We start from the raw sequence: 23399 nt of genomic DNA, 5'->3' as shown, positions 1-23399 counted from the left end.
TTCCCCTTTGGGGGAGCGGGGGCTTCCGCGTTGCCGGCAGCCGTACCAGCGGCGTCGCCCGTCACGCAGAGCAGTCTTTGGGGAGTCCTTCGACGCCGGCCGGCCGGGTTCCGCAGGTGCCCGGCGGCAGGCGGGCCCACAGCCTGTCCTGAGTGACGCCGCCGCCGGGAGATGCGGTCAAGTGGTGCGTGGCGCCGCCGTGTGATGCCACCGCGGGCGCGGGCTAACGTGTGCTGGCGCCAGGGCTGTGATATGGGTATACGCCCAAAACGTGCTAAGATTTTGAGTTTGTATGGCGCCTTTAGCGCGCCGTCATCAACCTCGTAAACAATCGTGCCACGGCATAGTGCCCCCTTGCGCCCCGACCCGTCGGGAACCGCCTGGGAAGCAAATGTTTTTGGCACGGGCGTTTAGGCCTGGTCTGGCAAAATCCAGGCAGGTCAAGAGACACCCCGATCAACCGTTCCGCAAGGCTCATTCCGTAGGAAGATTTTCGGTCTGAGAACCAGCGCGACGCAAGGAGTAAATAGTGATTCAGCAGGAGTCGCGACTCAAGGTCGCCGACAACACGGGTGCTAAGGAAATCCTTACCATTCGCGTTCTCGGTGGATCTGGCCGTCGCTACGCAGGCATTGGCGACGTAATCGTCGCTACCGTCAAGGACGCAATTCCGGGCGGCAACGTAAAGAAGGGCGACGTCGTCAAGGCTGTCATCGTCCGTACCAAGAAGGAACGCCGCCGTGCGGATGGTTCCTACATCAAGTTTGACGAGAACGCAGCCGTCATCCTGAAGAACGACGGTGACCCCCGCGGTACCCGTATCTTCGGACCGGTTGGTCGTGAACTTCGTGACAAGAAGTTCATGAAGATCGTTTCTCTGGCTCCGGAGGTGCTCTAGTCCATGGCTAAGATCAAAAAGGGTGACCTCGTTCAGGTCATCACTGGCGCCAAGGCTGAGCGCGGCGGCGACAAAGGCAAGCAGGGCAAGGTTCTGCGCGTATTCCCGGAGACCAACCGCGTGTTGGTTGAAGGCATTAACCGCGTAACCAAGCACACCAAGGTCGGTCAGTCGCAGCGCGGCACCAAGACCGGTGGCATCGAGGTCGTCGAGGCTTCGATCCACATCTCCAACGTGGCTCTGGTTGACCCGTCCACCAAGAAGCCCACCCGCGTCGGTTTCCGCACCGAGACCGTTGAGCGCGATGGCGTGAAGCGTGAAGTGCGCGTCCGCGTGGCCAAGAGCTCAGGGAAGGACATCTAATGACTGAGACTCTCGAGACTCCGGCAAGCAAGATCGTTCCTCGTCTGAAGACCAAGTACGCCGATTCCATCAAGAACTCGCTGACTGAGGAATTCAAGTACCAGAACGTCAACCAGGTTCCCCGCCTGGTCAAGGTCGTTGTGAACATGGGTGTTGGAGATGCCGCCAAGGACTCCAAGCTGATCGACGGCGCTGTCCGCGATCTGACCCTGATCACCGGCCAGAAGCCGCAGGTAACCAAGGCCCGCAAGTCGATCGCACAGTTCAAGCTGCGCGAAGGCATGCCGATCGGTGCACACGCAACTCTGCGTGGGGACCGCATGTGGGAATTCCTGGACCGTCTGGTCACGCTGGCTCTGCCGCGTATCCGTGACTTCCGTGGCCTCAGCGGCAAGCAGTTCGACGGCAACGGCAACTACACCTTCGGTCTGACCGAGCAGGTTATGTTCCACGAGATCGACCAGGATTCCATCGACCGCGTTCGCGGTATGGACATCACCGTCGTGACCACTGCCAAGACCGACGACGAAGGCCGTGCGCTGCTCAAGGCGCTTGGCTTCCCGTTCAAGACCGAAGACTAATCTAGCTACGTAAAAGGTCCGCCCGCTGGTTCCGAATTCTGTTCGGGACAACCGGCACGGCGGAAACCGTTATGAGGAAGGGCAAGAGCCCACATGACAATGACAGATCCCGTCGCAGACATGCTTACGCGTCTGCGCAACGCTAACTCGGCATACCACGACTCCGTGACCATGCCGTACAGCAAGCTCAAGGCACGCGTTGCCGACATCCTGAAGGCTGAAGGTTACATCGCCTCCTGGAAAGAAGAAGACGCTGAGGTTGGCAAGAAGCTGACCCTCGAGCTCAAGTTCGGTCCGAACCGCGAGCGTTCAATCGCTGGCGTTCGTCGTATTTCCAAGCCGGGACTGCGCGTTTACGCAAAGTCCACCAACCTGCCGCACGTGCTCGGTGGCCTGGGTGTCGCAATCCTGTCCACCTCTTCCGGCCTCTTGACTGACAAGCAGGCCGGCAAGAAGGGCGTGGGCGGCGAAGTCCTCGCTTACGTCTGGTAACGGGAAAGGAAGAGAATAATGTCACGTATTGGACGTCTCCCCATCACCGTTCCTGCCGGCGTTGAGGTCAAGGTTGACGGCTCTGTCGTCAGCGTCAAGGGTTCCAAAGGCGAGCTGAGCCACACTGTGGCCAGCCCGATCGAGGTTTCCCTGGAAGATGGCACCCTGACTGTCGCCCGCCCGAACGACGAGCGCGCCTCACGTTCGCTGCACGGCCTGACCCGCACCCTGATCGCCAACATGATCCAGGGTGTCACCGCAGGCTACGAGAAGAAGCTTGAGATTGTCGGTACTGGTTACCGCGTCCAGGCCAAGGGATCTGACCTGGAGTTCGCTCTGGGCTACAGCCACCCGGTCAACGTCTCGGCACCGAACGGCATCACCTTTGCAGTTGAGACCCCGACCAAGCTCTCTGTTTCAGGTATCTCCAAGCAGCAGGTCGGCGAGGTTGCTGCCAACATTCGCAAGCTGCGGAAGCCGGACCCCTACAAGGGCAAGGGCATCCGTTACGCAGGCGAAGTCATCCGCCGCAAGGTCGGAAAGGCTGGTAAGTAACCATGGCGATCGCAATTAACAAGAAGCGTACGAACAAGAGCAAGTCTGCCCAGCGCAGCCGCCGCCAGCTTCGTATCCGCAAGCGCATCTCCGGTACGGCTGTACGCCCGCGTCTGGTCGTCAACCGCTCCGCACGTCACGTATTCGTCCAGGTTGTCGATGACACCAAGGGCCTGACCGTGGCAAGCGCCTCCACACTGGAAGCCGACCTTCGTGCATTCGACGGTGACAAGACCGCCAAGGCCAAGCGCGTTGGCGAACTGGTCGCCGAGCGTGCCAAGGCTGCCGGTATCGAAGCAGTTGTCTTCGACCGCGGTGGTAACAAGTACCACGGCCGGATCGCCGCCGTCGCTGACGGCGCACGTGAAGGTGGGCTGGCACTGTGACCGAAAATAACGAAAAGGACATTCAGGTGACTGAAGCTGTAGCTGCTCCGGCAACTGAGACCGCTGCGCCTGCTACCACTGACGACCGCCGTGGTGGCGCCCGTCGTGGCGAGCGTGGCGACCGCGGCCAGGGCCGTGGCGACCGTGGCGGCCGTGGTGGCCGTGACGGCGGCCGCGAAGCCGAGAAGAGCCAGTTCGTAGAGCGCGTTGTAACCATCAACCGTGTTTCCAAGGTCGTCAAGGGTGGTCGTCGCTTCAGCTTCACCGCCCTCGTCGTCGTCGGTGACGGCAACGGCATGGTCGGCGTCGGCTACGGCAAGGCCAAGGAAGTTCCCGCCGCCATCGCGAAGGGCGTTGAAGAGGCCAAGAAGTCCTTCTTCCGCGTTCCCCGCATCGGCAGCACCATCCCGCACCGCGTTCAGGGTGAGGCCGCCGCAGGCGTCGTCATGCTGCGTCCGGCTTCCGCCGGTACCGGTGTTATCGCCGGCGGCCCGGTCCGTGCAGTACTTGAGTGCGTGGGCATCCACGACATCCTCTCCAAGTCGCTCGGTTCCTCCAACGCCATCAACATCGTTCACGCGACCGTTGATGCCCTGAAGCGCCTCGAAGAGCCGGCAGCAGTGGCAGCACGCCGCGGCCTCCCGCTCGATGAGATCGCTCCGCCGGCAATGGTGAAGGCTCTCCTGAACCAGAAGGCAGGTGTCTGAGTCATGGCTAAGAACGTGCTTGTCTCCGATGCAAAGTTGGAGATCACTCAGATCAAGTCCGCCATTGGCGGCAAGCAGAACCAGCGCGACACCCTGCGGTCCCTCGGCCTGAAGCGGATTGGACACACCGTTGTCCGCACCGCCGACGCCGTGACCGTCGGGATGCTCAACACGGTTCCGCACCTGGTAAAGGTAGAGGAGGCGAAGTAAATGGCAGAGAAGAACACCGCCGAAAAGGCACAGGGCGCCGCTGAAAAGCAGAACGCACTGAAGGTTCACCACCTGCGTCCCGCCCCGGGTGCCAAGACCGCCAAGACCCGTGTTGGTCGTGGTGAAGGTTCCAAGGGTAAGACCGCTGGCCGCGGTACCAAGGGTACGAAGGCCCGCTACCAGATCAAGGCTGGCTTTGCCGGCGGCCAGCTGCCGCTGCACATGCGCCTGCCGAAGCTGCGCGGCTTCAAGAACCCGTTCCGGGTTGAGTACCAGGTTGTAAACCTGGACAAGCTCAACGAGCTGTTCCCGGAAGGTGGCGCAGTCACCGTGGAGAACCTGGTCGAAAAGGGTGCCGTTCGCAAGAACCAGCCCGTCAAGGTGCTGGGCACCGGCGACATCACCGTCAAGGTTGACGTCACCGTCCACGCATTCTCGGCCAGTGCCGCTGAAAAGATTGCCGCAGCAGGCGGAAGCACCACCGCCCTCTAACGAGGCGGCGGGGCAGTTGCCCGTTGTTGAAAACTCCCGGCACCAGGGGCCCAGGCCCCCGGTGCCGGGAGTTTTTTTCATTTTCCTGGCCCTGCCGATTGTTCGCCGGGCGCATCCACCCGTTAGACTCGGTTGTTGGGTTTATTTGACCTGTCTCACACGACTTTACTTATTACTCAGGAGGACGCTTGCTTAGCGCATTTGGCCGGGCCTTTCGCACGCCTGATCTGCGACGCAAGTTGTTGTTCACGCTGGGAATCATCACAATCTTCCGCTTGGGTGCCTTCATCCCCTCGCCTGGTGTGAGCTACCAGAATGTCCAGCAATGCTTGCAGAACGGTCAGACCTCGGGCGGGATCTACCAGCTCGTCAACCTGTTCAGCGGCGGTGCATTGCTGCAGGTATCCATCTTTGCCCTGGGCATCATGCCCTACATCACCGCCAGCATCATCGTCCAGCTGCTCCGGGTGGTCATTCCCCGCTTCCAGCAGCTGTATGAGGAGGGCGCATCCGGGCAGTCGAAGCTGACCCAGTACACCCGGTACCTCACGATCGCGCTCGGCCTTCTCAACGCCACGACACTGGTGTCGCTGGCACGGTCCGGCCAGCTGCTGCCTAACTGCCAGCTGCCGATCATCCCGGACACCTCCATCGTCACCACGGTCCTGATCATCATCACGCTCACGGCCGGTACCGGCCTGATCATGTGGATGGGCGAGCTCGTGACGGAGAAGGGCGTCGGCAACGGCATGTCCCTGCTCATCTTCACGTCCATCGCGGCAGGCTTCCCGGGCTCGCTCGGTGCGATCTGGAAGGCCCAGGGCCCCGGCACCTTCTTCCTGGTCCTGGTTATCGGCCTGCTCACCGTGGCCCTCGTGGTCTTCGTGGAGCAGTCCCAGCGCCGTATCCCGGTGCAGTACGCCAAGCGCATGATCGGCCGCCGCACAGTCGGCGGGACCAGCACGTACATCCCGATCAAGGTGAACATGGCCGGCGTCGTGCCCGTCATCTTTGCCTCATCCATGCTGTACCTGCCGGGGCTGATCTCTCAGTTCAACCAGCCGAAGGCCGGCGAGCCGATGCAGCCCTGGGTTGAGTGGATCAACAACAACCTGACCAAGGGCGACCACCCGATCTATATGGCACTGTATTTCGCCATGATTGTGTTTTTCACCTACTTCTATGTTGCGATTACATTCAACCCCGAAGAGGTCTCGGACAACATGAAGAAGTACGGCGGCTTCATTCCGGGCATCCGCGCCGGCAAGCCGACCGCGGATTATCTTCAGTACGTCCTATCCCGGATCACCCTGCCCGGAGCCTTCTACCTCGGCTTCGTGGCATTGATCCCGCTGGTTGCACTTGTCCTGATCAACGCGAACCAGAACTTCCCGTTCGGCGGCACCTCGATCCTGATCATGGTGGGCGTCGGTCTGGAGACCGTGAAGCAGATTGATGCGCAACTACAGCAACGTCACTACGAAGGGCTTTTGCGATGACGAGAATGTTGATTATCGGACCTCCCGGCTCCGGCAAGGGAACGCAGGCGGAACGCATTTCCGAACGCCTCGGCGTCGTTGCGATCTCCACCGGAGATATCTTCCGCGCCAACGTCAAGGGTGAGACTCCGCTCGGCGTCGAAGCCAAGAAGTACATGGACGCGGGCGACTTCGTCCCGGACAGCGTCACCAACAAGATGGTGCGCGACCGGCTCAGCGAAGACGACGTCGAGGCAGGCTTCCTGCTGGACGGCTACCCCCGCACCACCGCACAGGTGGATTACCTCGATGAGATCCTCGCCGGCGCCGACCAGAAGCTCGACGTCGTGCTTCAGCTCACCGCGGACGACGAGGAACTGGTCACCCGCCTCCTGGGCCGTGCCAAGGAAACCGGGCGCAGCGACGACAACGAAGGCGTTATCCGTCACCGGCTGGACCTGTACCACGAGCAGACCGAACCCGTCGTGGCCAAGTATGCCGAGCGCGGCATCCTGACCCAGGTGGACGGCATCGGCGGCATCGACGAAGTCACCGAGCGTGTCATGGAAGCGATCAAGTCGGCCCAGGCCGCCTGAACCACGCTTGTGCACTGCAACTGAAGCAGTACAGAAGGGCGTGTTCCGTACCATCGTGTACGGGACGCGCCCTTCGCTGTTGGGCGGGCCCGCCCAACAGCCCGTTCCTGGCCACTGTGCCGGTGCGGGAGAATAGAGCTTGAAGACTTGGGTTGATGACCCATGGTGGAGGCCCGGGTTGAAGCGCCACCGGACCGCGAGAGAAAACATTGAGGTACAGATGGCATTCGGCCAGGCACGCATTGAATACAAGACCAACGCCCAGATGCGCACGATGCACGAGGCCGGGCTTGTCCTGAGCCGGGCACTGGACGCAGCGGTGGCCGCCGCGGCCCCGGGCGTCACCACGGCCCGGCTGGACGAGGTCTTCGCCGCCGTGCTCCAGGACGCCGGCGCCAAGTCCAACTTCCTCGGCTACCACGGATTCCCGGCCACGATCTGCACCTCGGTGAATGAAGAAGTGGTCCACGGCATTCCCGGCGGCCGGGTGCTGCAGGACGGCGACATCATCTCGATCGACGGCGGCGCGATCGTGGACGGCTGGCACTCCGATTCTGCGCGGACCGTGATTGTCGGCACCGCCGATCCCGAGGACGTGCGCCTGTCCGAGGTCACCGAGGAAGCCATGTGGCGAGGCATCGCAGCCCTGGCCACCGGCAAATTCGTGGGCGACGTCGGCAACGCGGTGGACGACTACGTCTCCTCCGTTCCCGGCAAGCCGCTGGGCATCCTGGAGGACTACGTGGGCCACGGCATCGGCTCCGAGATGCACATGGCCCCGGACGTGCTGAACTACCGCACCAGCCACCGCGGACCGAAAATCCGCCCGGGGCTGTGCCTTGCAATAGAGCCCATGCTGGTCCGCGGGAGCATCGACACCGCCGTCCTTGACGACGACTGGACCGTTGTCACCACTGACGGCAAGCGCTCCTGCCAGTGGGAGCACTCCGTCGCCGTGCACGAGAAGGGGATCTGGGTCCTCTCGGCGCCGGACGGGGGAGCGGCGAAACTGGCGCCCCTCGGCGTCGTGCCCGTCCCGATCCCCTAGGCCCATTGCACACGGCGACTCGCAAGTCTTCTGGATCCACGCAGAATCCCTGGCGACACCGGAATACCGGTAGCGCCAGGGATTTTGCGTGTCGCCAGCAAAGCTCAGGAACGTGGCGGCTGCGAGCTGGACTTCCTTGCTGACAAGGATGCGGGCAGTGGCCCGCACCCGGGCGCACAATAGAGCCATGGGAGCAACAGGAGCGATCACCGACGTCGCCGGGATCCGGATAGGACATGTCCAGAAATCCGGCGACGGCTGGCTGAGCGGCGTGACGGTGGTCCTCCCGCCACCGGGCACGGTGGGCTCGGTCGACGTCCGGGGCGGCGGGCCCGCGACGCATGAGACGGACGCGCTGGATCCCACCACGCTGTCCTCGAGAGTGGACGCCGTGGTCCTGACCGGGGGCAGCGCCTTTGGCCTCGCCGCGGCGCACGGTGCCCAGCGCTGGTGCGAGGAGAACGGCCGAGGCTTTCCCGTCCCCGGCGGGCTCGTTCCGATCGTGCCGGCGGCCGCAATTTTCGATCTGGGCCGCGGCGGCGATTTCTCCGCCCGCCCCGACGAGGCGATGGGCTACGCGGCGACCGCCGCCGCCGCCGCGCAGCCGGAAGGGCACGACGTCGAACGCGGCAATGTCGGCGCCGGCACGGGAGCAGCAATCGGCCGGGGAACCTACAAAGGGGGAGTAGGCACAGCCTCCATCACCCTGGAGAACGGGGTGACCGTTGGCGCCATTGCGGTAGTCAATGCGCTGGGACTCCCATTTGGCACTTCGCCTGATGCGGCGAAAGCCGCGCAAGTCTCCGAGCCGGCGCCGTCGCAAGCACCGCCCCCGCTCAACACCACCCTCGTTGTCGTCGCCACCGATGCCGTCCTGGACAAGGCGGACTGTAAGCGGACGGCCTCGGCGGCCCATGCCGGACTGGCCCGGGCGCTGGCGCCTAGCCACACCCTCGCCGACGGCGACACCGTGTTCGCCCTGGCGACGGGCGCCGTCGCGCTGGACCGCAGCACCCAGACGGCCCGGCAGATCAGCCTCATTACACTGCAGAGCGCGGCCGCCGACGTCGTCCGGCTTGCCATCCTTGACGGGATCTCGCGGGCGGAGGCAGTGACGACGGCGGCCGGGACGTTAGGTGCGTACGGGCGCTGAGTGCGCTACGATAGGCGGATTTAACTCCGGATTTAACAATCGGACCGCAATGGCGTAGTGTTGTCTGTTGGTTGTCTGCCCCGTTGTGCCCTTTTGTGGTCGGGTGGCACCAACCAACCAATCAAAAACGTCCGCGGTCATGACCGGTGCAAACCGGGAGGCTGCGGCAACAACAGTTAGCGGAGGGTATGGCCAAGAAGGACGGGGTCATTGAGATCGAGGGCGTTGTGACCGAGGCGCTGCCTAACGCGATGTTTCGCGTTGAGCTCACCAACAAGCACATCGTTCTGGCACACATCTCTGGAAAGATGCGCCAGCACTACATCAGGATCCTCCCCGAGGACCGCGTAGTGGTGGAGCTGAGCCCTTACGACCTGACACGTGGTCGTATCGTCTACCGCTACAAATAAACACTGGGCGGCCAGAGCAACAGCCGAGGGCCGGTCCAGCTGACCAACTGCAACACGCAAAGGAACGCCATGAAGGTCAAGCCGAGCGTCAAGCAGATCTGCGAAAAGTGCAAAGTGATCCGCCGTAATGGCCGGGTCATGGTGATCTGCGAGAACCCGCGCCACAAGCAACGCCAGGGCTAATTTCCCTCACGGGAAACCCTGGGTTGCTAACCCACGCAAGTAAATAAAGGCAGCACAAGCTGAACTGGGACGTATTGAGCCCGGACAGCTAACCCCCGGTCGGAGGCTGGGGCCGCAGTGAAACTGCGGGTGTACTGCCTACGACCTCCGGTTTATACAAGGAGTACTGCCAATATGGCTCGTCTCGCTGGCGTAGACATTCCCCGCGAAAAGCGGTTGGAAATTGCGCTTACTTACATCTACGGCGTGGGCAAGACCCGTGCACACGAAACCCTGACTGCCACCGGCATCAGTGCTGACGTTCGGGTCAAGGACCTGACCGACGCACAGCTGGTTGAGCTGCGTGACTACATTGAAGGCAACTACAAGGTTGAGGGTGACCTTCGCCGCGAAGTGGCCGCTGATATCCGCCGCAAGGTTGAAATCGGCAGCTACGAAGGTATTCGCCACCGCAAGGGCCTGCCAGTGCGCGGACAGCGTACGAAGACGAACGCACGTACCCGCAAGGGTCCGAAGCGCACCGTCGCAGGCAAGAAGAAGGCCCGTTAATCCCTGAGGGATTAACGAGGCTTTCCCCCAATAACTTTCTGTAGGAGAAAAAATGCCCCCGAAGACTCGTGGCGCGGTTCGCAAGCCGCGTAAGAAGGACAAGAAGAATATCGCGCTGGGCCAGGCGCACATCAAGAGCACCTTTAACAACACCATCGTGTCCATCACGGACCCGAACGGTGCTGTCATCTCCTGGGCTTCGTCCGGTGAGGTTGGCTTCAAGGGCTCGCGTAAGTCCACCCCGTTCGCTGCCCAGATGGCCGCCGAAGCCGCCGCAAAGCGTGCACAGGAGCACGGCATGCGCAAGGTTGACGTGTTCGTCAAGGGACCGGGTTCCGGACGCGAAACCGCCATCCGCTCGCTGCAGGCCGCTGGCCTCGAGGTTGGCTCCATCCAGGACGTCACCCCCAGCGCCCACAACGGCTGCCGTCCGCCGAAGCGCCRCCGCGTCTAAGGCTTTCCAGCGCCCAGGAGCTTGCCCGGACCCTCACCGGTCCGGGCAAGCCCGGCCGCGTTGAGTCTTCAGACCGATCTTTCCACCACCTGTGTTGCGTCATATAGCGGATGCTCGCCGAAAGGAAACCTAAGTGCTCATTGCACAGCGCCCCACCCTCTCCGAAGAGGTCGTCTCCGAAAACCGCTCCCGGTTCATCATCGAACCGCTGGAGCCGGGCTTTGGTTACACCCTCGGAAACTCCCTCCGCCGTACCCTGCTCTCCTCCATCCCCGGTGCCTCTGTAACGAGCATCCGGATCGATGGCGTGCTGCACGAGTTCACCACGGTTCCGGGTGTCAAGGAAGATGTCACCGAGATCATCCTGAACATCAAGAACCTGTCGGTTTCCTCCGAGCACGACGAGCCGGTTGTTGCTTACCTGCGCAAGCAGGGCCCGGGAGTCGTCACCGCCGCGGACATTGCTCCGCCGGCCGGCGTCGAATTCCACAACCCGGATCTGCACATTGCCACGCTGAACTCGAAGGGCAAGTTCGAACTCGAACTGACCATCGAGCGCGGTCGCGGCTACGTTTCGGCAGCTCAGAACAAGTCCGGCGACTCCGAGATCGGCCGCATCCCGGTCGACTCGATCTACTCGCCGGTCCTGAAGGTTACTTTCCGCGTGGAAGCTACCCGTGTTGAGCAGCGCACTGACTTCGACAAGCTCATTGTCGACGTCGAGACCAAGCAGGCAATCGCCCCGCGCGACGCCGTTGCTTCGGCAGGTACCACCCTGGTGGAACTGTTCGGTCTGGCCCGCGAGCTGAACACCGCAGCTGAAGGTATCGAGATCGGCCCGTCGCCGACGGACGCTGCCCTGGCAGCCGACATGGCCCTGCCGATCGAGGATCTGGACCTGACGGTCCGTTCCTACAACTGCCTCAAGCGTGAGGGCATCCACACCGTGGGTGAACTCGTTGCCCGCTCCGAGGCTGACCTCATGGACATCCGCAACTTCGGTGCGAAGTCCATCGATGAGGTCAAGGCCAAGCTGGTCGAACTGGGCCTGTCCCTCAAGGACTCCCCTCCCGGTTTCGATCTCGCAGCACGTGCCGCAGCCATCGAAGAGGACGACGCCGCGTTCAGCGACGACGAGCTCTAACCAACAGATCTTGGCCGGCTGGCTGGATGCACCCTGGTGTGCGCAGCCCAACGGCTTCCATATGAGGAGAAACTATAATGCCTACCCCCGCTAAGGGTCCGCGCCTCGGAGGCGGAGCGGCTCACGAGCGTCTTATGCTCGCGAACCTGTCCGCCGCACTTTTCGAGCACAAGCGGATCACCACCACGGTGACCAAGGCCAAGCGCCTGAAGCCGTACGCCGAGCGCCTGGTGACTTTCGCCAAGCGCGGCGACCTCGCTTCCCGCCGTCGTGTACTCGGCCTGATCAGCAACAAGGGCGTCGTCCACGAGCTGTTCACCGACATTGCACAGGCAGTGGAGAACCGCGATGGCGGCTACACCCGCATCACCAAGATCGGCAACCGCAAGGGCGACAACGCTCCCATGGCTGTCATCGAACTGGTTCTCGAGCCGGTTTCCGCGAAGCAGGCAGTCGTAGCCGAGGCTACCTCCGCCGCCAAGCGCGATGCAGACAAGAAGGACGCCGAGAAGGCCGAAGCAGCTCCGGTTGCCGAGACCGAAGAGGCTCCTGAGGCTGAGGTCACTGAGACTGAAGCTGCAGCTACCGAAGAGGCTCCGGCTGCTGAGGAAGCACCTGCTGAGTCCGAGAAGGACGCGAAGTAATTCGCTAAAACCTTCTTATAGACTTAAGTCTATGAACGAGCTCAAACCCGCTGCCCCCGTCTTGGGGGGCGGCGGGTTTTTGCGTATCCGGATGGATGTGGCCTACGACGGCGGACCGTTTAGCGGGTGGGCTGTCCAGCCGGGACTGCGCACCGTCCAGGGCGTCCTGGAGGAGGCCCTGGAACTGCTGATCCGCCGCGCCATCCGAGTCACGGTCGCCGGCCGCACCGATGCCGGCGTGCATGCCCGCGGCCAGGTGGTCCACCTCGACCTCCGCGAGGCGGAGTGGCTGGGCTTGAACCGGGGCGCTGAATTGGATCCCGCCGTTGCCCTGCTGCGCCGCATCCGTGGCGCCTTGAGCCGGGGCCTGGGCGAGCTAAGCGGGGCGATCGAGGTGCACAGCGTGAGCCTGGCCCCCGTTGGCTTCGACGCCCGCTTCTCCGCTCTCTGGCGCCGATATTCCTACCGGATCGCGGACGGCCCGGCGTTGTGGGATCCGCTGGGACGCGCCTCGACCTTGTGGCATAAGGAACGGCTCGATGTCGGGCTCCTCAACGAGGGCGCGGCACCGTTGCTCGGGCTGCAGGATTTCCGCTCGTACTGCAAGCCACGCGAGGGCGCCACGACCATCCGCGAACTGCAGCGCTTCGAATTCGCCCGCGGCAGCGATGGGGTAATTGTCGCCACCGTCCAGGCCGATGCGTTCTGCCACAACATGGTCCGCTCCCTGGTGGGCTCGGCGTTGTACGTGGGGGAGGGCGTGGAGGCCCCGGGCTGGCTCTATGAGCGGCTCCTCGCCCGGCAGCGCGACGCCCGCTCCGTGCTGGCAGCCCCGCATCCGCTGGTGCTTGAGGAAGTGGCTTACCCAACTGAGAGCGGCATGCTGGCCAGGGCCGAACTGACCCGGGCCATGCGCGCGTAGATCCAGAGCGGGAGTGCGGCTACGGGAATGCCTGCTGCGAGTAAGCCGGCGCGGCGCCTTCCGCGGGGAGCTCCAGCGTGAAGGTGCTTCCGGATCCCAGGTGCGTGTTGCAAGAGATGGAGCCGCCATGGCGCTCCACGATCGCCTTCGTGATCGACAACCCGAGCCCGGCCCCCGGGATGGAACCGTCCCGCACCGCCGGGCTTCGGAAGAACCGCGTGAAGACTTGTTCGGCGTCGGTGGCTGTCATCCCCAATCCGTCATCTTCCACGTGCAGCAGCACCCGGTCTCCCTCCGTGCTGGCGGAGACGCGCACACTGCCCCCGTTGGGGGAATATTTGATGGCGTTGGAAATGAGGTTATCCAGTGCCTGGTTGATCCGGAGCGGGTCCACGTGCGCCCATAGCGGCGCCGGCACTTCCATCGAGAGCGTGACCTGGGAAGCCTCGGCGTGGGCGTGGGCCGAACCGAGGCTCGCCTCCACAAGGCTCGCCAGATCGGTCCTCAGCGGATGGATGTGGACAGCCGAGTTGGCGGACATCAGCAGATCCGAGACAAGGGCGAGGAGCCGTTCGGCGTTTCGTTGCGCAACCTCGAGGCGGCGGAGGGCCTGGGCGGACAACTGTTCCGAGTCGCTGAGGGCTAGATCCAGATTGCCGATGATCGATGTGAGGGGGGTCCGGAACTCATGGGAGACGGTGGAGACCACGTCGTCCTTGGCCGCCAGGGCATCGATCAGACCGGACACCTCGTCATTGAGCAGCCGTTCGCGTTCACGGCCGGCGTGGAGCTGGGTTGCCAAGGGCCCAGTCAACTCCTGCCGCGCGAATCGCAGGACAACGGAGACGGCCAATGTGATGAACGGCAGGAGGACGGCGGCCGCGATTCGGTCCGGGGGGGAGCCGGCGTGGAGCAACCACGGCAGGCCGGTCAGCAACGGCCCGAAGAAGCTGATCGAGAGGATGGCCGGACCGGACAAACGTGAGACTGTGATCCAGAGGACCGGAAGAACGGCCAAGATGCCGAGGTCCGGCAGGCCTTCGACGCTGTCAGTGCGGATGAGGCAGATCGCGGCCAAGTCGAGCACGGGGATTGCTAGCGGAGCGAGCAGCCCGAATCGCTGCCAGGGCAACAGAAGGCAGGCGATAAAGAGTGCCAGTTGGAGCGCCAAGGCAGCCCGCCACAGGCCACTCTCGAAGAGGCCGGGCCAGCCCCAGGGCGCAGCAAGCACCACAGCAGTCATCGCCAGCGTGAGCGGGAGCTGGCATAGGGCCACCCGCACACGCCGCGGGAACCCCGCAAAGGTACCTTCCTGGTTCCGGACCAGTTGCTGTTTACTCAATGCAGCCGCGCCCCTTCCTCACTGCTCCAATTTAACGGCATTCGTCACGCTAACTTGACAAGTTACGAAATTATATTGCGGTGGCTGTGCCTAAACGGTCATTGGCGCTATAGCGTAGGTAATCTAGCAATGCTGGCGAATCATCATTGCACAGCAGTACCGACGCGGCAGCTATGGGGGTAGGTGCCGCATCAGATGTGAGGGGGGGCCATGACTGACTTGGGAGTCGCCGTCGTTGTGGAAGACGACGACGATGTGCGTCATCTCGTCGAAGCCGTGTTGAGCCAGGCGGGATTTGACGTCCACGGCGCAGCGAGCGGTCGCGAGGGGGTCGAGGTCGTACGGAATGAGAAGGCCAATGTTGTCACCTTGGACGTTGGCCTCAACGATATTGACGGCTTTGAAGTCCTGCGTCGAATTCGGCAGTTCAGCGATGCCTACGTGGTCATGCTGACGGCGAGGACGGACGAGTTGGACACATTGACCGCACTGCATACCGGCGCCGACGATTTCATGACCAAACCGTTCCGGCCGCGCGAGCTCCGAGCCCGGGTCTCTGCGATGATGCGCCGGCCTCGGCAGGACGGCCCCGCTGCCGAGTCCGTGGACCCGGGAACGGCTCCGTCGAAGGCCGTTGTCCTGTCCCACGATTCGGAATTCCGGCACAACGGCCTGGTATTGAACCCGCACACCCGTTCGGTCACCGTTGACGGCATTGCTGCCAGTCTCACGCGCAGTGAGTTCGATCTCCTGCATGCTCTGTTGAAGGGGGCGGGTGCCGTCCGGTCGAAGACCGATCTGGTGCGGGTAGTGCGGGGTGAGCATTACAGCGCGGATGCCTACATCAGTGAATCCGACGAGCGTGCCGTCGAAGTGCACATCGGCAACATGCGTCGCAAGCTGCGGGAGGATCCGCTGCACCCTCGTTGGCTCCAGACGGTCCGTGGCGTTGGGTACCGGCTCACGCCGGCCTCGGACTAGCTGTCCCCGAGGTTGTGCCTGAGCTGCAGTTCGTCCACTGTGTCGTTTCCACTCTCTGCAACTTCACGCAGGAGCAACCGCGCCAGGCGAGCGTCGCGGACGCGGATGGCGTCCTCAAGCTCTCTGGCGAGCTCGGCCAGACGGACGCCGCCGACCATCGCTGAGGACGTCTTCAGGCTCAGGACTGCGTCCAGCGCGGCCGTCTCGTCACCGCTATCAAGGGACGTCGCGAGGGATTGATAGCGATGGTCCCACATCCTTGCATAGTCCCTCGCGAATACTTTGGCCACTGCAGGGCTGTCCAGCTGTGATCCGAGTTCCTTGAGGGCGGAGGGGTCCACGAGGGACGTCTCCACTTTGGACGCGGCGTTGGAATCTCTGGCGTCTTCGGCCGCCGTTGCGGCCACGCCTGCACCGGACGGGGAGCTGTCGGCGGAGGAGCCAGTGTTTGCATCGCCGTCATCTGGCGCACCTTGGAAGGACATGTGCCCACGCTACTGCCTGGTCTGGCCGATGCCCGGCGCACCGTGTGATCCTGCGGAAACCTTTCGGCTATCCCGATGGCTTCCTGAGGGTTTGCCGTGAAGGCGCCATGGGCCGGGGTTACTGGCCGCTGAACGTCTCGATCGTGTTGATGACGGCGGGACCCAGGATGGCAATGAACAGGACCGGAAAGATGAAGAAGAGGAGCGGAAACAGGATCATCACGGGCAGCTTCATGGCCTTCTCTTCTGCCCGCTGCCGGCGCTTGACGCGCATCACCTTGGCCTGGACGCGCAGGACGCGGCTAATGGCGATGCCGTACGTATCCGCCTGCACCACTGCCTGGACGAAGCTCCGGAGTTCGGGGATGTTGGTGCGTTCTGCGAGGGCGAGGTAGGACTCGCGGCGGCTGCGTCCCACCTGCATGTCCTGCAGGGTGCGCACGAGTTCCTCCGCCAGCGGCCCTTTGCCGTTCTCGCCGGCGCGGGCCATGGCACCCTCGAAGCCGAGGCCGGCTTCCACAGAGATCAGCATCTGGTCCAGGGTGTTGGCGAGCTCCAGCTGCATGGCCTTCTGCCGTTCCTGCCCCTTGCTGTAGAGCATCAGATCGGGGATGAAGTAGCCCAGGAACACTACGAACACCCCGACCAGCTTGATGATCGGCGTCGACCCGATGGAACTGAGAAACAGTCCGAGCAATCCGCCCACAACACCCAGGGCAGGTTTGGCTGCCAGCAGCCGGCCCAGGGGCATGTTTGCCGGGCGGCCAGCCAGGGACAGCAGATGATCGAGTTTGAGCACGTAGGCGGCTGGCGTGAGGCGGTAGCCGATCTTCTCGATGAAGCCTGTACTGGACTTCTTCTCCTCCTCCGCACGGTGGTTTCCCCTAGTCAGGATGTCCCGGGCCACCCTCTCGCCCTTCCTGTCGGCGGACAGCAGGGTCCACACCAGGTAGCCGAGCGGCAGACAGATTAGGAGGAGGGCGAGGACAATCAAGGGATCCATGGCCGGCTCAGAACTTCAGGTCGATAATCTTGCGCATCCAGAGACCGCCAATGGTCATCAGGATGACGGACGCGACAACCATGATTCCGCCAAGAAGTGTGGTGAACATCTTGTCCATGTACCCGGGGCTGACCAACATCAGCATGGCCACAATGCCGAGCGGGAGGGCCATCAGGATGTAGGCAGAGAACTTGCCTTCGGCGGCCAGGGACTTGATGTGGCCCTTGATCTCGCTGCGTTCGCGGATGGTTTCGTTCACCTGGTCCATCACCTCGGCCAGGTTGCCGCCCACTTCGCGGTTGATCTGGATGGCCTGGGAGATCCAGACGAAGTCCTCGTTCTTCATCCGCTCCGCCGTGTCGTTGAGCGAGGCCAGCAGGTCACGCCCCAGGCTCGTCTCCGAGATGACCCGGCGCATCTCCTCGGAGGTGGGGGCCTGGGATTCATTGGCGGCGGCGTCGATGGCGCGAAGAATACTGTGCCCGGCGCGGAGGCTGCCGGAGAGCAGCTGCAAAGTATCGCCCAGCTGGGCATCGAATTTGGCGCGCCTCTTACCCGCAAGGAAACCGAGGACGAGGTGCCCCAGGAAAGGCGCAGCGAGCATCAGGAGTATCGCCAGAAGGGGGCCTGCCACCACGAGGCCCACGAGTCCGCCCACGAAGGAACCGATGATCACCAGGAACAGGAAATCCGCCTGGCTCAGGCGCAGGCCTGCGTTCTCGAGGGCTTCCCGGTTGAAGAACCGGACGTTCCGCTTTGCCAGGAAGCGCTCGATCAGCTCGACGGCGGAACCCGCGAAACGTGTCAGTTGCGAGTCCGATTCGGTCCGGTAGGGCCGACGGCGATCCAGYGGCACGGTGGGGGTGCGGGGGATGAGTACTGTCGCTCCGGCCAGGACGGCTGCCGCGACCACGAGTATGACGCTTATTATCAGGACCATGAGCGTCAGTGCCTTCCGCTGGAGGCCACGGGCGCCCCGAAGACGCCGGCCGAAACGTGGATGCCCAAATCCTCAAAACGGTCGATGAACCGCGGCCGGATTCCGGTGGGGACAGGTGTTCCCAGGAAGCGTCCGTGCTGGTCAACGCCGGCGGAATAGTCGAAGACAAAGGCATCCTGGAGGGTGACGATGTCGCCTTCCATGCCCTGGACTTCGGTGACATGTGTGATACGTCGGGTGCCGTCCCGGAGCCGGGAAATCTGGATAATCAGGTTGACGGCGGAGGCGATCTGTTCACGGATGGCCCGCAGCGGCAGATCCATGCCGGCCATGAGGACCAGCGTTTCCAGGCGGGCGACGGCGTCGCGCGGTGAGTTGGAGTGGACCGTGGAGAGCGAGCCGTCGTGGCCGGTGTTCATGGCCTGGAGCATGTCCAGTGATTCGCCGCCGCGGACCTCACCCACCACGATGCGGTCCGGACGCATGCGCAGGGAGTTGCGCAGCAGTTCGCGGATGGTGACTTCACCCTTGCCTTCTGTGTTTGGCGGCCGGCTTTCCAGCCGCACCACATGGGCCTGCTGGATCTGGAGTTCAACGGCATCCTCGATGGTCACGATGCGCTCGTTGGCCGGAAGGAAAGAGGAAAGCACATTGAGAAGCGTGGTCTTGCCTGTGCCCGTACCGCCGGAGACGATGATGTTCAGCTTGGCCTTGACGCAGGCGTTGAGCAGCTCGGCCATCTCCGGGGTGAGGGTGCCGAATTCGATCAGGTTCCGGACGGTCAGCGGCACCTTGCTGAACTTACGGATGGTCAGCGATGAGCCGCCGACGGCGAGCGGGGGGATCACGGCGTTGACGCGGGAGCCGTCTTCCAGTCGCGCGTCGACCAGAGGCGAGGATTCATCGATACGACGGCCCACCTTGGACACGATGCGTTCGATGACTTTGCGCAGGTGGTCCTCGGAGCTGAACATCGATTCGGTGAGCGTCAGCTGGCCCTTGCGTTCCACATAGATCTGGTCCATCCGGTTCACCATGATTTCCGTGACGTCCGGATCGTCGAGGAGCCGCTGCAGCGGTCCGTAGCCGAGCACGTCGTCGGCCACGTCCCGGACCAAACGGGAGCGTTCATCCGCCGTCAGCGGGACCTGCTCCGAATCGATGATGCGGGTGAGCTCCTCCCGGGCCGTGCTGCGCAGCTCGGCCTCCGTGATGGCAGAGTCGTTGAACCGGGCCCCCATCTTTTCGAACAGGGCGGTCGCGGCGCGCTGCTTGATCGCGGCAAAAGCGTCCACGGGCTGGTGTCCTTTGGCCTGGAAACCTTCGTGCTGGACGGACGCGCCCGGCGACTGTACCGGCTTGGCGGGCGCCGCCGGCCGTTCCCGGCGTGTTCCAGCTACGGAAGTGGGGACCGGCGGGCGCGGAACCGGGGGAGCGGTGTTGGCGGCAACGGAAGCCACAGCCATGGCCGGCGTGGCGGCAGGCTGGGTCTTCTCCTGCGCGGCCTGGATGCGTTCTGAAAGTTTCAGCTAGACCACAACCCGCCGGTGACTCTTACGCTGGGATTTCGTCCGCCCGGCCGGGCTGAACCGTTCCACGAGCTGGTTGAGGCCTTTGACGGCAGGGTCTTTTCGGGCTTCCTGCAGGACGGGAACGCCACGGTTTGTGGAGAACGCGACAGCACGGGAACGCGGGACACTGACATCCACGGGGGCGCCCAGGGTGGATTCGACATCCTGGACCGAGAGACCACACTTGGGATCGGCCATGTTGAGCACCACGTGCCGGCTTTCCGGCATGATGTCCAGCTGACGGAGGATATCGAGACCGGAGCGCAGGCCACGGACGCTGGGGATGTCCATGGCGCTCACCCAGACCACGTCGGTGCAGGCCTCCATGGCGGCCAACCCAATTTCCGGCAGGCCGGGTGCGGTGTCCACCACCACGTATTGGAACTCGTCCGCCAACTGCTCCAGCAGACGGGTGATTTGTTCGGGGGTGATGTAATCGGCCTCAACCGGGCTGACGGGGGCGCAGAGGGCGTAGATGCTGGACGGGTGAACGGTGAGAAAAGCCTTCAGCACTAGCGTGTCCTGGCTAGCGGCAGGGGAGACGGCATCCGTGACGGTATGCTCCGGATTGAGGTACAGCCCGGAGGCGACGTCGCCAAACTGCAGGTCCAGGTCCACGATCACCACGCTCATGGGCGCAATCTTCCCCAGGCCCACGGCGATGTTCGTGGCTATGGTGGTCTTTCCGACGCCGCCTTTGGGAGAGAACACGCCGATGACTGTGCCTTTGCCTCCTTCCGCCTGCTGAGGCTGATCCGTCCGGTGACGGCTGGCGAAGGACTGGCACGCCCGCTCTAAAAGCACCCGCATCTGCGCCGGATCGGCTGAAGGGCTGAGGATGTCCCGGACGCCGGCCCGCATGGCCTGCAGGATGAAAGCGGGATCCGGCTCGCTGACCAGGAGAACCGTCAGATCAGGGGCCTGGACGTCAAGCACGGTGGCGAGGCGCAGGGCCTCATCGATCGGCACGTCGGGCCCCAGCACGAGAACCTCCGGCCGCTCCTGGTTCAGCTGCGCGAACAAGTCGTAGGGCCCGGCGGGCAAAACCTGGGTCAGGAATGTCTGCACGCCGCCCTGAAGCCCGCCGGCAACCGCCTGCCGCAAACGGTTGTCAAAGTCCGCGTTCGGTGTGATCAGGACGAAGCGGCTCATTTGTAAACCTCAGGTTTCGTCATGATCCCGGGCTTTCCGCTCTCTGTGGCGTTAAGCGGTTCTTTGCTCAACCAGAGGCTGGCGAAGTCCTTGAACTCCGAGGCATAGACAATCTTTGTGGCGTCGACATCGTTGACGGCAACGGTCAAGAGCAGTAGGCCGGTGGGGAGCGACGTATACTCGGCTGGAGCCGAACCCTCCGCTGACGTCTGCGGCGAGGGAGTGGCCACCGGAGCCCGCTGTACGGCCGTGACCAAGACTTTGTGTATTGACAGCTGAGTCGTCTGCTTTTCCGGTTTGTCCTCGATGCCGCCATCGTTCAGGTTAATGAAGATTCCGACGTGGTCACCCGGAGCGATACGCCCACCGACTACGCGCTGAGGTTCCAGCTGGAAGGAGACTTCCTGCAGACCGGCCGGGATGTCTACCGACCCTTGGATTCTGAGGTTTTCGGGTTCCACCAGCCGTTCTTTCACGAGCTGCTCGCCGGGAATGAGGTCGACTGCGGCAACCTTGCCTTGGGACTCATCCAGCGACTTGAGGGAGGAAGCGGGCACGGCCGCTGCAGGCAGCTGTTCAGTAGCGAGGGAAGCGCTCATGGCTTCCACCGGCGTTCCCGCGGGGATCGCTGCCTTGACTACCAAGACGCTCACAGGCTCAAGGTTCTTGACAGCCCGTTGGTCCGCGCCCTGGGCGTAGGAAACAACTAGTAATGCGCCGATGATGGCGAGGACTACTGCCGCCGCTCCTGCCAACAACCGAGACTTCACGAACTGCTCCTGAGGGGTATTGAATCGCTGAACTTCATGGATCTAGTTGGTCAATTCGACGACGGTAGCGCCGTAGGGACTGACCGGGCCGAGCTTGTAGCCGTCGGACAAAGAGACGTAGTTGACGAATTTTCCGATAATTCCCCGGCAGTTGCCTTTGCAGTCCAACTTATTGTCGGAGGATGTATTGTGATACACCATCGGCAGCTTATCCGCGCCGCTGAACGCCCATCCTTGAACGCTAAAGGAGGCGAAAGCTAAGAGATCATAGGATGCCCCGGACCCCGTTCCGCTGACGTCCTCATATACTGGCAGCAGCAATGTGACAGGCCGACCTGCAGCCAGTTCCCCAGCCCATTTGTTCAGGGTCGCGTCGCAGTTCGAGGGCCCGTCATTACCGGTGTCGCTGCCGCTTTGGTTGATGGCAAGGTTTACGAACCCACCGCACTGCCCGATGCTCTGGACGATCCAGCCAAAGCCACCCTGCACCGTCTTGCCGGCGGGCCCCAGGGGGCAATCGGTATTGGCATTCGCGGAGTGGTTCTGGAGCAGCTGCGTTGCGCCGTCCACCATCCCAGAAACTTGGCAGATCGAAAACGCCAAAGGGAACGGTGTAGTGCCCTCAGTCGGGCTTCCCCACCGTACGGAAGAACTGGCGTTTACTGCGGCGCTGGTGATCCCCAGCGCTCTGGCAAAGAAGAGAGAAACCGTATTTGGAGCGCTACCGGTTTCGTACGCGCCGGTGGTCACGGTGACGGTGCGGGCAACCTTGTCGAGAGCRATCGTCTTGACGCCGCTTTTTCCATCCAGGGCGTTGCCGTTGGCGAGGCCGGGTGCGAGGGGGGCTGCAGTGGAGCAGTTTTCGTTGGCTGCGTCTTTGGCGCATTTCTGGGCCACCATCAGCGCCGCCGAGTCGGCGCCGTTCTGCAGCTGTGCCCGCTCGGAGTAGAGCATTGCGACATCGATGGCGATGGCCGCGAAGCCGAGCAGAACCACCATGAGGAGGGCAACAATAACCGCGATTCCGCCGCGTTCACTGTCAGCCGGTGCTGCTATCCGCCGCATTGCATCGTCCCTATGCCTTTCATGGCGAACGGCCCCGCGATTCCAGTCATCGTCGTGAGAGTGTACTCAATTGTCAAAGTGACCTGAACGTTCGCTGCGCAGGCCGGCAGTACGGGTGTAGTGGCAGGGGTCGTTTGATACTTGAAGACGATCTTTTCGTCTTTGATTGCCGGAGTGAGCGCAGAGGCAGCGCTCTGGACCGCTGCTTTGGCGCTGGGCGAGCTGTTGTTGATGGCCATAACGCGCACGCCCTCGCGGGCCGCGTTGGAGAGCGTGATTTGCACGTTATAGGCCCGGCCAAATTCCATGATGCCGAGTAACAGCATGATCAGGATAGGGGCCAGAATCGCAAACTCGACTGCCGCAGCACCGCGTTCGGATGCCCTCGACATGGCGGCCTCTCATCGAAACTGTTCAGACAGTTCGGCGGCGGCGGGTTTGCCGCTGCCGCCGAACTGAATTTGACTACCTGGGCTACTAATTACGCTGCGCAGGTCTGGGTAGCTGCAACCCAGTTCGGCTTTGTCGAGTCAGTGATTTGGCACTTGACGTCTCCGAACATGTCACCGAGCGTGGTGCCGAGGAGGGTCACTGCGGCGATGATTACAACAGCGATGAGGGCGACCATGATGCCGTATTCAACGGCGGTTGCGCCTTTCTCATCGCTGCGGAGACGGACGGAGAGGTTCGTGTAAAGAGCAAGCATTGTGGACTCCTGAGCGAGCGAAGGGAAGCTGGTCAGATGCCAGCTCTGCCAGAAAGCTAGCAACGCGATTCGTCAGAAGTTACGCTGCTTGCCACATCCTGCGGTAAGACTTCCCTAAC

31 protein-coding genes are annotated in these 23399 nt (G+C 62.9%); 21 read left to right on the top strand and 10 right to left on the bottom strand.

All coding sequences use genetic code 11. The annotated features are described in order from the left end of the window. Positions 1-529 precede the first annotated feature (529 nt). From rplN to AC1DR1_RS06840, 20 genes are all read left to right on the top strand, one after another. Positions 530-898 carry a 50S ribosomal protein L14 gene (gene rplN, locus AC1DR1_RS06935; protein WP_003803789.1) on the top strand — a complete coding sequence of 123 codons (369 nt, stop codon included), beginning with the start codon at positions 530-532 and terminating at the stop codon, positions 896-898. A gap of 3 nt (positions 899-901) precedes the next feature. Next, a complete protein-coding gene (gene rplX / locus AC1DR1_RS06930) occupies positions 902-1261 on the top strand; it encodes a 50S ribosomal protein L24 (protein WP_024366125.1) in 360 nt (119 codons plus the stop codon). Continuing rightward, complete coding sequence (gene rplE / locus AC1DR1_RS06925; RefSeq protein WP_091563108.1) at positions 1261-1842, top strand: 50S ribosomal protein L5; 582 nt, start codon at positions 1261-1263, stop codon at positions 1840-1842. The genes rplX and rplE overlap by 1 nt, the downstream gene beginning before the upstream one ends. Positions 1843-1935: 93 nt before the next feature. Next, complete coding sequence (gene rpsH / locus AC1DR1_RS06920) at positions 1936-2334, top strand: 30S ribosomal protein S8 (RefSeq protein WP_018773673.1); 399 nt, start codon at positions 1936-1938, stop codon at positions 2332-2334. An 18-nt stretch (positions 2335-2352) separates the two neighbouring features. Beyond that, positions 2353-2889: a 50S ribosomal protein L6 gene (gene rplF, locus AC1DR1_RS06915; protein ID WP_011692797.1), complete on the top strand. Its 537-nt coding sequence runs from the start codon at positions 2353-2355 to the stop codon at positions 2887-2889. A 2-nt stretch (positions 2890-2891) separates the two neighbouring features. Beyond that, positions 2892-3275, top strand: a complete 384-nt coding sequence (rplR, locus tag AC1DR1_RS06910) for a 50S ribosomal protein L18 (RefSeq protein ID WP_018773674.1) — start codon at positions 2892-2894, stop codon at positions 3273-3275. A gap of 26 nt (positions 3276-3301) precedes the next feature. Next, positions 3302-3982, top strand: a complete 681-nt coding sequence (rpsE, locus tag AC1DR1_RS06905; RefSeq protein ID WP_173403037.1) for a 30S ribosomal protein S5 — start codon at positions 3302-3304, stop codon at positions 3980-3982. Positions 3983-3985: 3 nt separating this feature from the next. Then, complete coding sequence (rpmD, locus tag AC1DR1_RS06900; RefSeq protein WP_018773676.1) at positions 3986-4192, top strand: 50S ribosomal protein L30; 207 nt, start codon at positions 3986-3988, stop codon at positions 4190-4192. Next, positions 4193-4684: a 50S ribosomal protein L15 gene (rplO, locus tag AC1DR1_RS06895; RefSeq protein WP_091563112.1), complete on the top strand. Its 492-nt coding sequence runs from the start codon at positions 4193-4195 to the stop codon at positions 4682-4684. It begins immediately after the preceding gene. Positions 4685-4872: 188 nt separating this feature from the next. Beyond that, positions 4873-6183: a preprotein translocase subunit SecY gene (gene secY, locus AC1DR1_RS06890; protein ID WP_229992790.1), complete on the top strand. Its 1311-nt coding sequence runs from the start codon at positions 4873-4875 to the stop codon at positions 6181-6183. Between the two features lie 5 nt (positions 6184-6188). Then, entirely contained in the window at positions 6189-6758 is a 570-nt protein-coding gene (locus tag AC1DR1_RS06885) for an adenylate kinase (RefSeq protein WP_229992791.1), read from the top strand. 220 nt (positions 6759-6978) lie between these two features. Further along, positions 6979-7806 (top strand): type I methionyl aminopeptidase, encoded by an 828-nt coding sequence (gene map, locus AC1DR1_RS06880; protein WP_229992792.1) that lies wholly within the window; start codon positions 6979-6981, stop codon positions 7804-7806. 187 nt (positions 7807-7993) lie between these two features. Then, positions 7994-8959, top strand: coding sequence for a P1 family peptidase (locus AC1DR1_RS06875; protein ID WP_229992793.1), 966 nt, complete (start codon positions 7994-7996; stop codon positions 8957-8959). Between the two features lie 188 nt (positions 8960-9147). Then, a complete protein-coding gene (gene infA, locus AC1DR1_RS06870; protein WP_009358723.1) occupies positions 9148-9369 on the top strand; it encodes a translation initiation factor IF-1 in 222 nt (73 codons plus the stop codon). 69 nt (positions 9370-9438) lie between these two features. Further along, complete coding sequence (gene rpmJ / locus AC1DR1_RS06865) at positions 9439-9552, top strand: 50S ribosomal protein L36 (RefSeq protein WP_009358722.1); 114 nt, start codon at positions 9439-9441, stop codon at positions 9550-9552. A gap of 174 nt (positions 9553-9726) precedes the next feature. Beyond that, positions 9727-10101: a 30S ribosomal protein S13 gene (gene rpsM, locus AC1DR1_RS06860; protein ID WP_229992794.1), complete on the top strand. Its 375-nt coding sequence runs from the start codon at positions 9727-9729 to the stop codon at positions 10099-10101. A gap of 52 nt (positions 10102-10153) precedes the next feature. Next, on the top strand, positions 10154-10555 hold the full coding sequence (rpsK, locus tag AC1DR1_RS06855) for a 30S ribosomal protein S11 (protein ID WP_476992384.1): 402 nt from the start codon (positions 10154-10156) through the stop codon (positions 10553-10555). Between the two features lie 133 nt (positions 10556-10688). Next, the gene (locus tag AC1DR1_RS06850) at positions 10689-11699 is read left to right on the top strand and encodes a DNA-directed RNA polymerase subunit alpha (RefSeq protein ID WP_018773683.1); all 1011 of its coding nucleotides are present in this window, start codon (positions 10689-10691) and stop codon (positions 11697-11699) included. 77 nt (positions 11700-11776) lie between these two features. After that, entirely contained in the window at positions 11777-12343 is a 567-nt protein-coding gene (gene rplQ, locus AC1DR1_RS06845) for a 50S ribosomal protein L17 (RefSeq protein WP_476992383.1), read from the top strand. Between the two features lie 31 nt (positions 12344-12374). Then, positions 12375-13265: a tRNA pseudouridine synthase A gene (locus AC1DR1_RS06840; RefSeq protein ID WP_476992382.1), complete on the top strand. Its 891-nt coding sequence runs from the start codon at positions 12375-12377 to the stop codon at positions 13263-13265. A gap of 19 nt (positions 13266-13284) precedes the next feature. Here the strand turns inward: AC1DR1_RS06840 and AC1DR1_RS06835 are convergent, their stop codons facing one another. Continuing rightward, positions 13285-14607 (bottom strand): sensor histidine kinase, encoded by a 1323-nt coding sequence (locus AC1DR1_RS06835; protein ID WP_476992381.1) that lies wholly within the window; start codon positions 14605-14607, stop codon positions 13285-13287. Positions 14608-14817: 210 nt separating this feature from the next. On the opposite strand from AC1DR1_RS06835, the gene AC1DR1_RS06830 reads away from it, so the two are divergent. Continuing rightward, positions 14818-15588, top strand: coding sequence for a response regulator transcription factor (locus AC1DR1_RS06830; RefSeq protein ID WP_229992798.1), 771 nt, complete (start codon positions 14818-14820; stop codon positions 15586-15588). Here the strand turns inward: AC1DR1_RS06830 and AC1DR1_RS06825 are convergent. The 9 genes from AC1DR1_RS06825 to AC1DR1_RS06785 form a co-directional block, all read right to left on the bottom strand. Further along, positions 15585-16073 (bottom strand): Hpt domain-containing protein, encoded by a 489-nt coding sequence (locus tag AC1DR1_RS06825; protein WP_476992380.1) that lies wholly within the window; start codon positions 16071-16073, stop codon positions 15585-15587. The two genes, AC1DR1_RS06830 and AC1DR1_RS06825, sit on opposite strands and share 4 nt — an antisense overlap. Before the next feature lie 118 nt (positions 16074-16191). Then, positions 16192-17076, bottom strand: coding sequence for a type II secretion system F family protein (locus AC1DR1_RS06820; RefSeq protein WP_476992379.1), 885 nt, complete (start codon positions 17074-17076; stop codon positions 16192-16194). Between the two features lie 7 nt (positions 17077-17083). After that, positions 17084-18016 carry a type II secretion system F family protein gene (locus tag AC1DR1_RS06815; RefSeq protein WP_476992378.1) on the bottom strand — a complete coding sequence of 311 codons (933 nt, stop codon included), beginning with the start codon at positions 18014-18016 and terminating at the stop codon, positions 17084-17086. A 5-nt stretch (positions 18017-18021) separates the two neighbouring features. Continuing rightward, positions 18022-19545: a CpaF family protein gene (locus AC1DR1_RS06810; RefSeq protein ID WP_476992404.1), complete on the bottom strand. Its 1524-nt coding sequence runs from the start codon at positions 19543-19545 to the stop codon at positions 18022-18024. Beyond that, positions 19546-20739 carry a CpaE/TadZ family protein gene (locus AC1DR1_RS06805; protein WP_476992377.1) on the bottom strand — a complete coding sequence of 398 codons (1194 nt, stop codon included), beginning with the start codon at positions 20737-20739 and terminating at the stop codon, positions 19546-19548. It lies immediately after the preceding gene. Beyond that, positions 20736-21509, bottom strand: a complete 774-nt coding sequence (cpaB, locus tag AC1DR1_RS06800; protein WP_476992376.1) for a Flp pilus assembly protein CpaB — start codon at positions 21507-21509, stop codon at positions 20736-20738. Before cpaB ends, AC1DR1_RS06805 begins: the two co-directional genes overlap by 4 nt. A gap of 42 nt (positions 21510-21551) precedes the next feature. Further along, positions 21552-22574, bottom strand: a complete 1023-nt coding sequence (locus AC1DR1_RS06795) for a pilus assembly protein TadG-related protein (protein ID WP_476992375.1) — start codon at positions 22572-22574, stop codon at positions 21552-21554. Next, positions 22562-22966 carry a TadE/TadG family type IV pilus assembly protein gene (locus AC1DR1_RS06790; RefSeq protein ID WP_476992374.1) on the bottom strand — a complete coding sequence of 135 codons (405 nt, stop codon included), beginning with the start codon at positions 22964-22966 and terminating at the stop codon, positions 22562-22564. The genes AC1DR1_RS06795 and AC1DR1_RS06790 overlap by 13 nt, the downstream gene beginning before the upstream one ends. Positions 22967-23055: 89 nt before the next feature. After that, the gene (locus AC1DR1_RS06785) at positions 23056-23280 is read right to left on the bottom strand and encodes a Flp family type IVb pilin (protein WP_476992373.1); all 225 of its coding nucleotides are present in this window, start codon (positions 23278-23280) and stop codon (positions 23056-23058) included. Positions 23281-23399: the final 119 nt, after the last annotated feature.

This window comes from Arthrobacter sp. P4_F10 (assembly GCF_056401435.1).
The sequence above is the reverse complement of the archived record's forward strand: the minus strand, read 5'-3'. Positions and strand labels throughout refer to the sequence as shown.